The sequence below is a fragment of the Dokdonella sp. genome (genome assembly GCF_039926425.1).
In the GTDB taxonomy this organism is placed as follows: Bacteria; Pseudomonadota; Gammaproteobacteria; order Xanthomonadales; family Rhodanobacteraceae; genus Dokdonella_A.
This window is the reverse complement of sequence record NZ_JBDSWZ010000057.1, coordinates 1-12,258: the sequence shown is the minus strand read 5'-3', so window position 1 is coordinate 12,258 and position 12,258 is coordinate 1. Positions and strand designations below refer to the sequence as shown.

The following is a 12,258-nucleotide window of genomic DNA, read 5'->3' as shown; positions in this document are numbered from 1 at the left end:
GTTGAGCGACAGCACGAGACCGGGACCCGCAACGCCGCTGACGTTGCCGCCCACGGTATAGGTGGTCGGTGGGACGCTGATGGTCGGGATCAGGCACCACTCGTCGAGCGTACCCACGTCCTGGCCCGCGCCGTCGACGGCTTTGAGCAACCAGGTGCCGGCCAGCGACTGGCCGCTGAACGCCGTGCCCAGGGGAGCATTCGGCTTGACCTCACCGGACAGTGCCGGCGGCGACGCGACGCACTGCGACTGCACGGGCACGACGGACGCATCATCCAGCGTGACGTCGATGTCTGCGCCCGCGCATCCGCCGGCACCGTTGGTGGGACGGTTGATCACGATGACGCTGCTGCCCTTGGTCAGGGTGAAGACGAGATCGCCGACGTAGGTGTGAGTTGCCTTGATCGACAGCTTCATGTTCGTCAACGTGCCGGCATCGGACACCACCAGCGAATCGGTCACGCCGGCGGCGTTGCCGTCCGGGATCGCCACGTGCGGCGCGCGGCAGATCAGGTTTGCCGTGGTGAAACTGAAAGTGGACGAGACCGTGCTGGTGCAGCCGTTGACCGCACGGACGCGCCAGAAATACGGCGTATTGGGCAGCAGCGATGTCGCCACATAGGTGGTCATCGTAATGCCCGAAGCGGTCTGCACGATCGTCGTGAACGTGGCATCGGTCGCGATGTCGACCGTGTACGACGCCGCGCCTGCGACCGTGCCCCAGCTCAGCGTCGGAGTCGTCGACACGCTGGTCGCGCCATTCGCAGGCGTTGCAAGGGCGGGCGCTGCAGGAGCACCGTTGGTGACGAGCAACTGCGTCGTCGCCGAATGTCCGCTGCTTCCGGTGGCGGTGCCGTTGACCGTGATGGTGGATGTTCCTGCGGTGGCGCCTGCACCGACGGCGAGCGTCATCGTCGAGGTAGTGCCGGGCGACACGGGATTCGGCGAGAACGACGCCGTGACATTGGCGGGGAGGCCGGTCGCGGCGAGTGTCACCGCACTTGCGAATCCGAGTGTGCTCACCACATTGACGGAGTAGGTCGCGTTGCCGGGAGCGCACACGTTCTGGCTCGGCTGCGTGATGGTCAACGCGAAGTCGGCGGCGGAGCCGTTGCACGCCGGGCGTGCGCCGCACGCGATGCCGTGTGCGTTGAACGCATCCCAGATCCGACACGCGTTCGGTGTTCCGTTGGCGAGATTGCCGTCGTTGTCGTCAGCCGCGAGGTACACGGTGTACCAGTTGTTCGCGCCGCATCCGTCGACCACCGCCGCGGTGTTGCATTGTCCGCCGGAGACGAGGCGGTACGCGCTCTTGGACGGCGTGAGGCTGCCGTACCAGATGCGGTCCATCGCCTGATAGCCCACCGACGTGCCGAACTGGGCGACCAGCGCCTGCGTCAGATCCCAGTTGGCCGAGCTCGCAATGTAACTTTCGCAATGACCTTCGTAGCCCATCGGCCCGCGATAGGCTGCGCCTGAGCTCGGGCTGGTGTAAGGACATGCAATGCCGCCGACGCCGATGTACGCATCGCAGTCGATGCCGCTGTTGCTGGTGACGTTGGGTGGCGAGGCGATCGTGCGTGTGCCATTGACACCGAAGTCATTCATGTCGCGCACGCCGGTGCAGGTGGTGCAGTGATAACAGGGAACTCCGGGCTGGAAGTTCTTGCCGATGCACGAGTCGCGTGTTTCGAGGAACGCGAACGTGTCGCCGACGGCTTCGCCGCTGCCTTGCTCGGACGCCGCACCGCCGGTGTTCGTATCCATTCCGTGCCCCCATTCGTGCAGGAACACCGCGGCGATCTCGCCGGTATTGGAGCAACCCCCGCCCGACTTGAAGAAATTGAGCGCGCTGCCATCCCAGTACGCGTTGCAGGTCTGGTTGAGGTTCATTTTTGCAGTGACGTCGCTCTGCAGCCAGGTGTTGGTCGGAAGAATTCCGCGCGCTTTCTGGTTGATTTTGGTCAGGTGGTAGAACCCGCTGCGCGACGCATGCGTGTTGCCGGCGCCGCCAATCCCCGGTGTGACGCAGTCGGTACCCGCGCTGGTGCCGAAGTTGATGGTGCCGTTGCTCGAATTGGAAAGCGAAATGGAGCCGCAGGTGTCGGTCATGTGAAAATACTTGCCGCCGAGCGTCACCGTCGCCGTGCCACCGGAGTAGTCGTAGATTCCGAGCGCATCGGTGACCTTGGCCGAGCCGTTCGTCACGCTGGTGAACGGGAAGGGCACGACGACTTCGGTGTCGGAGTTGGTCGTTGGATAGATGCCGCCGCTGACGGTTGCCGAGGTGTAGTCGTTCAGATCGCGCACGTCGATGATGCGGTTGGTCTTCGCGTCGGCCAGCACCTGGTACGTGGTGGCGTCGTCGTTCACACGGAACACGAAGCGCCACGCCAGTCGATGCGAGTAACCGCGGCCGGCGACGCCGAGGTAAGGCGCGTGGGCATCCTCGTCGTTCGGGGTAAACGGCAGCACGAGCAGTTCGCCTGACTCCAGCAACGACGCGATGCGCGTGCCGTCCGCGAATCCCATTTCCTGCAGTGCGAGTTCGCGCGCGTTCGCCGGCGTCGACACCGGTTGCACGTCCAGCGTGACCGCTGCCACCCGGTTGGCGCCGAACTGCACGATGTTGCCGTGCGAAATGCGGAAGAAGAGATTGGCGCCCTCGACGCGCACGCCGTCATGGTATTGCGCGAATTCGATGAACCAGTGCGAGCTGCCGTCTCCGTACGGAACACTCGATTCGGGATCGAGGCGAAAATCGAGGCCGTCGCTGCCGAGCAGATCGCGATTGGTCGCGATGAAATCCTCAAGCCGGGTTTCGACCACCGCAAGGTCGACGGTATCGTTCGGGGGAAGTCCGAGGCTGGCGAGCGTCAACGCATTGCCGTCGCCGGGAACCAGAGGGATACCGCTGCCCTGGATCAGGTTCGGGCGATTGCCGCGCCGATCCCAGCGCATTTCCCAATTGCCCGGATAGCGCTGCAGGAACGCTGCGGTCGACGGATGTTGCGCTGTTGCCATCGCCAGACCGATGGTCGATTCCAGCTCCGGCTGAACGTCCAGAGCCGCCGAGTCGAATGAATGCGACAGTGTCGTGCGGATCTGCTGTGACGGTGCGACCGGCTGCAGCGCATGTGCGATCGGCGCGACGATGAGCCAGCACAGCGCCAGCAACGCCCCGTGCAGGCGAAGTCCGACCGCGCGGCCGCCGTTTGAAATGCGTGTCATCTGATACTCCCCCGAGTGTCTGAAATCGGGACGCTTCGCGCGCGTGCAATCGCGTGCGTGCAGACGCGCTGCAGGCACGTCGACGCACCATCGTCGAAAAACGCATTCAATCCCCGAGGCGCGCGAGGCGCGCCGGGACGAAGGCTATCACGAGACCTGAACGGAAATGGAGGTGTCGACTCTCCATCGGGTCAAGGTCGTGCGAAAGGACGACTCGCTCCGTCAGGAACCGGGATCGCTCTCCGCCTTGCGCATGAGGTGGGCGAGCGTGTCCATGCTGTCCACCATGCGATCAAGTGCTTCGATCACCGCAGCGGCGACGGCGGCGCGGCTTTCGTCGCCCGCTGATTCGAGCGACTCGGCCAGATCGCGTTCTTCGGCGCGAAGATGCGCCAGGTCGGGCACTGCGGCGTGATCGCGCAGACTGGCCGACAGGCCTGCAAAGCCTTCGTCGATGCGGGTTGCGAAAGCGGCCACGCGCTCCCGCTCGGGGAGTTCGCGGGCGTCGAGCAGGACGGCCTCGAGAGACATGCCGGCGCGGATGAAGCGGTTGGCATTCGCGAACACGCCTTCGGCGAGCGTGGTCAATTCGCGTTGGCGGCGCGGTTCGCCGCGCAGTCGTTCCAGCGAAGCCTGGGCATTGGTGCGCGCAGCGCGTGCCGCGGATCGTGCTTCGAGACGCCCGGTGGCGTCGACACGCAGCAGCGCAGCGACGTAGGCGCGATACGCGTCGATCATCGCCGCAAGCGTCGGACGAACGCGAAGGTGTTCCCACGTCGGCCACACCAGATAGGCCGTCAACGCGAGCGCGCTGCCGATCACGGTGGCAATGCCGCGCGCCGGCAACAGCTCGGCCGGCGCGACATCTTCGAAAGAAAACAGCAGAACCAGCAGCGCAGTCAGCAACGAGACACCGATGCCGTAGTGCACCGTTGTCAGCAGCCGGAAACCAAACGCGAACAGTCCCACCAGCGCGACGCGCTCCCAGACTCCGCCGAGCGCGTAGTGGACCAGTGCGGTCGCAAACACGAGGCCGAACAGGGTGCCAAACACGCGCAGCAAGCCGAAGCGGAACGTCCCGGCAAAATCAGGCTTCAGCACGATCGCCGCGGTCATTGGAATCCAGTATCCGTGTGCGATGCCCGCAGTCCGCTCGCCGATCACCGCGATGGCCAGGCAAACGCCGCAGCGCAGCGCGTGGCGGAATGCGACCGATTCGAAGCCGAGATTCGCACGCAGTGTCTGCAGCGCGTTGCCCGGTCGAAGCGCGGCAGGCAGTTGTTCCTCGATGACGGTTGCGCGCAATTCGCCAAGGCTGCCGGCAAAATCCGCATTGCGCACCGCGGCGCGCAACTGTCCGGCCAACCCCTCGGCGCGTGCGCGGATCACCGGCAGAAGACGTGGCGATCCGGCATCGCCTTCGAGCGCAATCAGCGCGTCGAGGACCGCATCGAATCCTTCGATTGCCGCCGCGGCTGCCAGCGGCGTCACCCCGCGCTCGAGGGCGGTTCCAATCGCTTCCAGTGCGCGCGCTGCGTAGTCCAGCAGGCGCTCGATGCTGCGGCGGGTTTCGCCATCGGTCAGCGCATCCTGGAGATCATCGAGAGCCAGCAGTTCGATACGGATCCGCTCGACGATTTCGGCGAGGATGCGGAACGTCTCCATCACCGGGCCTCGCGCACGATGCGCGCCATGCAACAGGTCTTCGACGTCGACCAGCGCTTGCGTCACCGGGGGTGGGCTGCCGCGATCGGCATGCTGGCGCGCACCGGCACCGAGCTGCTGGAAGATCTGTGCCAGCGCTTGGCGTTCCGGTCGGTAACGTTGCAACGGCCACGCGGCGATTGCGAAGAGCGTCTGCAGCAGACCACCGATCAGAAACAACGTTGAGGGTCCGAGTGCATCCAGCGGATCGCGGGGCGTCGCACCGCTGATCACCAGCAGGATCATGCACGCGAGTCCGGCGCGGCCTGCGTTCGGCCCCAGTGCGACCAGAAGGCCGCCTGCAACGCCGATCACAAGCGCAGCCAGCGCCAGCAGGATCGTGCTGGCGCCGAGCACGTAGCCGACATACGCGCTGATTGCTGCCGCGACCGCGGACAGCAGCATGCGTTGCATGCGCAGCCGGTAGGGGCCCGGCTGGTCGATGAACATCGTGTTCAACGCGCCGACGGCGATGCCGAGTCCGATGGGCGTGTGACCGCCCGGAATGGAGAGAGCCAACGGTGCGACGATCGCGATCGTGTTTCGCAGCGCAACACGCACGGGCACGTCACGTGGCTTCAGTTCGAGCAGTGCGCTCAGCATCGGCGGATTGCGTGGCGACGCGGCCTGCGCGCAACGCTCAGCGGTACTTCTCCGGTGCCGGATTCACGTGGCCGCAGGATGTGCACGTGCGCAGGTCGAGCGAGCGGTAGAAGTGTTCGAACACGCGCGGGAAATCGGTCTCGATGTCGTGCAGGTGGAAGTATTCCTCGTACAGACGATGGTTGCAGACCTCGCAGAACCACAGAAGTCCGTCATCCTCGTGCGGCAACCGCCGCCGTTCGATCACCAGGCCGATCGAGTCGGGCATCCGCTGCGGCGAATGCAGTACCCGTGCGGGCAGGTGGAAAATCTCGCCGGCACGAATCGGGATATCGCGAACGCCGCCGTCTTCCTGGACCTTCAGCACCATCTCGCCTTCGAGCTGGTGAAAGTATTCCGGACCTTCGTCATGGTGGTAGTCGGTGCGCGCATTCGGCCCGCCGACGATCATGATGATGAAGTCGCCGTCGACGATGCACTTGTTGCCGACCGGCGGCTTCAGCAGATGCCGGTGTTCGTCGATCCAGCGGGCGAGGTTGATCGGGGGAGGGAGCATCGCGGAACGTCCACGTCAGACAGGGCGAGGGCCGGATTGTAGTGGGGATCGGCCGACCGACCGCGGGGAAATCGTCGACTGCTCGCTAGGAGCCCCGAGCGTTCAGCGAGGCGACGCACTTCAGTTCAATCGCGATCGGCGTCGGCAACGCGGTGATGCCAAGAGTCGTGCGACACGGCGCGCACAGCGGATCGTTGAAATGCTCGGCGTAGACCTGGTTGTAGCGCTCGAAATCGCGGCCCATGTCGGTCAGGAAGACGGTTACGTCGACGAGGTCTTGCCAGCGCGCACCGCTGGCCTCGAGCACCGCACGCACGTTGGCGAAGACCTGGCGACATTGCGCCTCGATGTCGTACTCCGTGACACGCCCCGTTGCGTCATGGATGTTCCCCGGAATGGCGTTTGTTCCGGGCACGCGCGGTCCGACGCCGGAAAGGAACAGCAGGTCGCCAACGCGACGTGCGTGGGGATAGGCGCCGACCGGTGCTGGCGCTGTTGTCGCGTGGATCGCGTCGCTCATTGCGCCACCGCCACTGGCGGACGACCGCTGCCGACCGTGACGTCCTGTCGGAAAAGGGCGTGCCCGCGGACATCCTGTCCAGTGATCCGGTACTTGCCGGGTCGCAAGTACAGTGATCCCTTGGTCAGCGGGTGACGCTGGATGACGCGATCCTGGGTGTTCTCGACATTGCCGGTCGGATCCAGCACGAGCCGGTCGGCGGGAATCGCATCGTCGCCTTCGTTCGCGTAGCGCGCCTCGATGAGGCAGGGAAACGTGTCCTGGCACGCAGCGCCACCGAAGGAATACTCGGTGCGCAGTCCGCCCAGTGTGAGCCAGGTCGGTCGCTCATCGTGGATCACTTGGGCAGGAAAGAAAACGCTGACATCGTATGCCTTCGGCTTCAACGTCCACGGCTTGCCTGCGGCGTCTGCGAAGACGATCGGCGACGTCGGATGCAGCGACTCCATCGCCTTCTGGTAGTAAGGGTGGTTCTCGGTTCCTGCCGGGTGCTCGATCAGCATCGTCTGCTCGACAGTGAGCGGATCGATACCGGTGAGCTTCGCGAAATGCTGGGCCATGCTGCGGCCACCGAGGTACTTTCCGTTCTCCTGGATGTGCGCGTAGCCGGCATTCACCACGAGGCGCGCCTGAGGATCGTTCTTGAACACCCGCTCATACAGGTTTTTGGCCTGGTCGTATTCCCGAACGTCACCATTGCCTTCCTTTTCGCTTTCGTATGCGACGACCTTGAAGCCGAGATGCAGTGCAGTGCGCACCATTTCGGCTGCGATCGGTTCCATCGTGTAGAAGCCGCTTTTTTCGACGGGATACCCGCGCTTGGCGAGCTCCGTGTCGCTGGCATAGATCGTTTCCGCGGCGAAGTAGGTATATCCCTCGGCACGCAACTTCGACAGAAGCTCGACCAGAAGGGTTCGCGTGACCGGAACGTTGTGCGCTTCGTTGAAGAACACCGCCTTGCGCCCCTTCGCAAGTTCCGCGATTTCGTCCAACGCGGGCTTTGCGGTGTAGCCGCCGTCGAGCGGCGAATGTGCATCGTCGGACGCAGCGAGCTGGCGGATCGAGTACGAGTCGTGCGCACCGACGTAGTCGCCGACGAAGCTCTGGTACCAGCTGAGGTACTGGCCGAACACGATGCGGAATGCTCCGTCCTTGTCGGTTCGGTAGGTATCGCGCATTGCCTTGTACTGCGCGAGCAATCCGGTGCGTTTCAGTGCATCGGCGTAGACGCGCTCGGAATGCTCGAAGGCAACTTTTTGTCGCTGTTTCCACTCGTAGGGCGACAGCGGTTCATCGGCCGCTGTCGCAATCACGACCGGCATCAGGCAACACAGCAAGGTGGCGAGTGTCGTACGCATGGCGACTCCTCCGTTCAAGGCGATCGTGGGCTCGGGAGCGCCGGTTTGGTATGCCAGGATCGGTCCGGTCCGTCGATGCGTGCGAGTGCCGCCGCGACCGATGGGCCAATCTGCGTGGTGTCGGACACGCCAACGCCAAGGTCGCGCACGCGCCCGTCACGCAGTCCGTAAATCCAGCCATGTACGCTCAGGTCCTGTCCGCGTTGCCACGCTTCCTGCACCACCGTCGTATGGCACACGTTGACCGCCTGCTCGATCACGTTGAGTTCGCACAGCCGCGCATGGCGTTCGTGCGGATCGGTGAACTGGTCCAGGGCCGCGGCGTATTTGTGCCGCACGTCGGCGACGTGCCGGAGCCAGTTGTCGACGAGCCCGAGGCGACGTTCCTCCAGCACCGCCTGGACGCCACCGCAGCCATAGTGGCCGACCACCAGAATGTGCGAGACCTTCAAAACGTCCACCGCGAACTGGATCGTGCTGAGCGCGTTCAAGTCGGTGTGCACCACGACGTTCGCAACGTTGCGATGCACGAACACCTCGCCGGGTGCCATGTCGATGATCTGGTTTGCCGGCACGCGCGAATCCGAGCAGCCGATCCACAGGTATTTGGGCGCCTGCTGCTCCGAGAGTCGCCGAAAGAAATTCGGATCCTGATCACTCAGCGCTTGCGCCCATGCGCGGTTGCGTTCCAGCAGGTCGTCGAGATTGGCCATGGATACTCAGCTCAGGCGGATACAGACATTTTTTGGTTCGGTGAAAAAGCGCAATGCGTCGACGCCGCCTTCGCGGCCGACGCCGGAATGCTTCACGCCACCGAACGGCGTTCGCAAGTCGCGCTCCAGCCAGCAGTTGATCCAGACGATCCCCGTTTCAAGACGCGACGCGACACGGTGTGCACGATCGAGATTCGTCGTCCACAGCGACGCGGCAAGGCCATACTCCGTTGCATTCGCGATGGCGATCGCTTCGTCCTCGTCCTCGAACGGAATCAGGCTGACGACCGGCCCGAAGATCTCCTGCTGATTCGTCGGCGCCTCATTCGGCAGTCCTTCGAGGACGGTCGGCGCGAGGAACCAGCCGTCGGCGCATCGCCCGTCGAGGCGCACCGGCTCGCCGCCGCACAGGACGCGTGCGCCGTCGGCACGTGCCCGCTCGATGCAGCCAACGACCTTGTCGAAATGCGCCCTTGAAACGAGTGCGCCGAGATCGCTGTGCGGGTTTTGCGGATCGCCGACGCGCAATGCGCGCACGCGATCGAGGTAGCACTCGCGGAAATCGTCGTAGACCGACCGCTGAACCAGCAGCCGCGAGCCGCACAGGCAGATTTCACCCTGGTTGGCGAATCCGGAGCGCACGATCGTGTCGAGATTGCCGTCGCTGCAATCGAAATCGCCAAACACGATCGCCGGATTCTTGCCGCCCATCTCGAGCGACAGTTTCTTGAAGGCCGGCGCGGCAGCGGTCGCGATCGCGGCGCCGGTTTGCGTGCTGCCGGTAAACGAGATTGCCTTCACCTGCGGGTGCTCGACCAGTCGCTGGCCAACGACCGGACCCCGGCCGTGCACGATATTCAACACGCCAGGTGGAAATCCCGCTTCGATGGACAGCTCGCCGAGGCGCGCCGCGGTGCACGGCGTGATCTCCGACGGTTTCGCGACCACGGTGTTGCCCGCCGCCAGGGCTGGCGCGATCTTCCACGTGAAGAGATAGAGCGGGAGGTTCCACGGCGAGATGCAGCCGACCACGCCGATTGGCTGACGCAATGTGTAATTCAATGTTCGTGGATCGCTGGAGTGCGATTCGCTTGCCCATTGGGTGATCGCAGCTGAGAAAAAGCGCAGGTTCGCGATCGCGCGCGGAATGTCGAGCATGCGCGCGAGTGCCACGGGCTTGCCGGAGTCGCGTGACTCGAGTTCGGCAATCTCCTGCAGATCGCGTTCGACGAGGTCGGCGAGCCGATTCAGCAGTCGAGCGCGCGCATCGACGGTGGTTTCGGCCCACGCGGGGTGCGCGCGCCGTGCCGCGAGCACCGCCGCATCGACGTCGTCGGACGACGAGTCGGGACAGCGTGCAAAAGCACTGCCGGTCGCCGGTTCGTGGACGTCGAGATAGGCAGAGGAACGCCCGGGCAACAGGCGACCATCCACGAGATTGGCGAGCGTGAGAACGTCATTCATTGTCGCCAGCTTAGCGGCTCGCACGACGAAAAGGCGAGGGTGTGCGCCGCAGCGGAATTGCGACGGTGGTTCGCAACGCACTGGACTGGAATGGGCGCGCCGACCGTTGCGGTGCGTCGCATGACGAGGGCTCAGTCCGGGAACGGTGCGCCATCCGCCATCGGCAGCAAGGACGGCTCGAGCGCGACGCGTTGGTCGAATACGAAGCAGCGACCGGCATAGCCGTAGTCGCCAACCTGCTCGAAGTAGCCGAGGATCCCGCCATCCAGTTGCCACACCGGACCCAGGTCGTTTGCCTGCATCCACAGCGCCGCTTTCTCGCAGCGCACTCCGCCCGTGCAGAAGCTGACGATGGTGGCGTCTTCGAGGTCGTCGCGTCGTGCTTCGACCGCGTCGGGCAGGTCGGTGAAGCGCTCGATCGGCAGGGTCAGCGCGCCTGTGAACGTGCCGTGGCGCACTTCATCGCGGTTGCGCGTATCGAGCAGCACAAGTCGCTTGCCATCGTCGTCATGGGCTTGTTCGATCCAACGCGCGAGGGTTGCAGGTGCAAGTGCCGGGGCGCGACCCTGAAGAGGTGAGCAACGGTCACGCCGGAACGAAATGATCTCCCGCTTGCGCTTCACCTTCAGGCGAACGAAAGGCGCTGCATCGCTGACGCTCGTTTTGAAAGCGATGTCGGAAAACCTCGGATCGCCGCGCAGGCCGCTGATGAACCGAGCGACAGGATCGGCAGCGCCGGCGAGGAAGAGATTGATGCCTTCCTCCGCCACGAGGATGGTTCCAAGCAGTGCGAGGGTCTCGGCGCGTTCGCGCAATTGCGCGACCAGTGCATCCGGATCGTCGATGGGCGTGAATCGATAGGCAGCGATGTTGAGCGTCATCGTTCCCGCAGATTCCACGCCTGCAACAGCCAGCGCGCTTTCCACTGCGGAGCTCAAAGCGATTGCATGCGCCCGCCGTCGACGGGCACGTTGACGCCGTTGACGTAGGCTGCGGCCGGTGTCGCGAGGAACGCAATCACGCCCGCGATTTCAGAGGGTTTTGCGAAACGTCCGGCGGGCACCGTCGCAAGCATCCCCTGCTCGATTTCGGCGCTCGATTTTCCGGTCGCTCTCGTGCGGTCGGCGACGATCTGTTCAAGTCGCTGTGTCTGCGTGTAACCGGGCAGAACGTTGTTGACGGTGATTCCGTGCGAGCCCAGTTCACCGGCCAGCGTCTTCGCCCAGCTCGCCACTGCGCCGCGGATCGTGTTAGACACGCCGAGATTGCGGATCGGTTCCTTGACCGACGTCGAGATCACGTTGATGAGGCGCCCGTAACCGGCGGCTTTCATCCCGGGGAGCACCGCCTGCAGCGATACCTGCGCGGCGATGAGATGCTGGTTGAACGCAGCAAGGTAGTCGTCTGCCGTGGCTGTGCTCGCGGGGCCTCCCGCAGGGCCGCCGGTATTGTTGACGAGGATCTGGACTGCGTGGGCATTGGCTGCCGCGTCGATCTTCGCGCGCAACGACGCATGATCGCCCATGTCGACCGCGATCGTCGCGTGTCGCTGCTGCGCGTGGATCTTCGGCAGCTGTTCGAGCGTCGCATCGAGTGTGTCCTGCGAACGGGCGAGCAGGGTGACGTCGGCACCGAGCGATGCGAGTTCAATGGCCGCCGCGCGGCCGATCCCCTGCGAGCCGCCGCAAACGAGCGCGTGTTTTCCGGTGAGGTCGAGATTCATCGAGTGTCTCCTGACGAACGTCACGGCGCCGATTGGCCGATGATGGGACGTGATACAGCGGCCGGGCGTCAGTGCCGCGAAGGAAGTTTCTGCACCATCATTGGCAGCAGGTCATCATCGGTATGTCCGTATGGCGGTTCGACCTCATCGAGGTCGAAGCCGAGGATCGCGGCGTCGTCTTCGTCGAGCCCGTCGAAAGCGCGAAATTCCGCATCCAGAAGCGCCATGCGCGCCGTTTCCTCGTCGTCGTAGCGAAGCAGTTCACCGCTGCTGTCGAACACTTCGGCGATGCCCGAGTCGAGAACTTCCAGACGCGCCCACACCATGGTGTCGCCGATCGCGGCGACCCACCACTGTTGCGCCTTGTCGTCGTCCATCTCTTCGTC

Annotated in this window: 9 protein-coding genes and 1 pseudogene; all 10 read right to left on the bottom strand. The window is 64.3% G+C overall.

The annotated features are described in order from the left end of the window. Positions 1-3,231: proprotein convertase P-domain-containing protein (locus ABIV12_RS03490; protein WP_348056263.1), on the bottom strand; the 3,231-nt coding region annotated here is incomplete at its 3' end. A 222-nt stretch (positions 3,232-3,453) separates the two neighbouring features. Next, on the bottom strand, positions 3,454-5,538 hold the full coding sequence (locus tag ABIV12_RS03485) for an FUSC family protein (protein WP_348056261.1): 2,085 nt from the start codon (positions 5,536-5,538) through the stop codon (positions 3,454-3,456). Positions 5,539-5,575: 37 nt separating this feature from the next. Continuing rightward, positions 5,576-6,094, bottom strand: coding sequence for a 3-hydroxyanthranilate 3,4-dioxygenase (locus ABIV12_RS03480; protein ID WP_348056259.1), 519 nt, complete (start codon positions 6,092-6,094; stop codon positions 5,576-5,578). 85 nt (positions 6,095-6,179) lie between these two features. After that, positions 6,180-6,614, bottom strand: coding sequence for a Rid family hydrolase (locus tag ABIV12_RS03475; protein ID WP_348056257.1), 435 nt, complete (start codon positions 6,612-6,614; stop codon positions 6,180-6,182). After that, a complete protein-coding gene (locus tag ABIV12_RS03470) occupies positions 6,611-7,972 on the bottom strand; it encodes a hypothetical protein (protein ID WP_348056255.1) in 1,362 nt (453 codons plus the stop codon). The genes ABIV12_RS03475 and ABIV12_RS03470 overlap by 4 nt, the downstream gene beginning before the upstream one ends. Positions 7,973-8,097: 125 nt before the next feature. After that, a pseudogene (can, locus tag ABIV12_RS03465) lies at positions 8,098-8,685 on the bottom strand (carbonate dehydratase); the annotation flags it as partial. 6 nt (positions 8,686-8,691) lie between these two features. After that, positions 8,692-10,149, bottom strand: coding sequence for an aldehyde dehydrogenase (locus ABIV12_RS03460; protein WP_348056253.1), 1,458 nt, complete (start codon positions 10,147-10,149; stop codon positions 8,692-8,694). A gap of 131 nt (positions 10,150-10,280) precedes the next feature. Then, entirely contained in the window at positions 10,281-11,030 is a 750-nt protein-coding gene (locus ABIV12_RS03455) for a sulfurtransferase (RefSeq protein WP_348056270.1), read from the bottom strand. A gap of 53 nt (positions 11,031-11,083) precedes the next feature. Continuing rightward, a complete protein-coding gene (locus ABIV12_RS03450) occupies positions 11,084-11,872 on the bottom strand; it encodes an SDR family oxidoreductase (RefSeq protein WP_348056251.1) in 789 nt (262 codons plus the stop codon). Positions 11,873-11,940: 68 nt separating this feature from the next. Beyond that, positions 11,941-12,249 carry a hypothetical protein gene (locus ABIV12_RS03445; RefSeq protein WP_348056265.1) on the bottom strand — a complete coding sequence of 103 codons (309 nt, stop codon included), beginning with the start codon at positions 12,247-12,249 and terminating at the stop codon, positions 11,941-11,943. Between the last annotated feature and the right edge of the window lie 9 nt (positions 12,250-12,258).

Excerpts from the sequence above, each read along its gene's own strand:
- ABIV12_RS03485 (WP_348056261.1), bottom strand. The coding sequence starts at position 5,538 with ATGCTGAGCGCACTGCTCGAACTGAAGCCACGTGACGTGCCCGTGCGT.
- ABIV12_RS03480 (WP_348056259.1), bottom strand. The coding sequence starts at position 6,094 with ATGCTCCCTCCCCCGATCAACCTCGCCCGCTGGATCGACGAACACCGG.
- ABIV12_RS03475 (WP_348056257.1), bottom strand. The coding sequence starts at position 6,614 with ATGAGCGACGCGATCCACGCGACAACAGCGCCAGCACCGGTCGGCGCC.
- ABIV12_RS03470 (WP_348056255.1), bottom strand. The coding sequence starts at position 7,972 with ATGCGTACGACACTCGCCACCTTGCTGTGTTGCCTGATGCCGGTCGTG.
- ABIV12_RS03460 (WP_348056253.1), bottom strand. The coding sequence starts at position 10,149 with ATGAATGACGTTCTCACGCTCGCCAATCTCGTGGATGGTCGCCTGTTG.
- ABIV12_RS03455 (WP_348056270.1), bottom strand. The coding sequence starts at position 11,030 with ATGACGCTCAACATCGCTGCCTATCGATTCACGCCCATCGACGATCCG.
- ABIV12_RS03450 (WP_348056251.1), bottom strand. The coding sequence starts at position 11,872 with ATGAATCTCGACCTCACCGGAAAACACGCGCTCGTTTGCGGCGGCTCG.
- ABIV12_RS03445 (WP_348056265.1), bottom strand. The coding sequence starts at position 12,249 with ATGGACGACGACAAGGCGCAACAGTGGTGGGTCGCCGCGATCGGCGAC.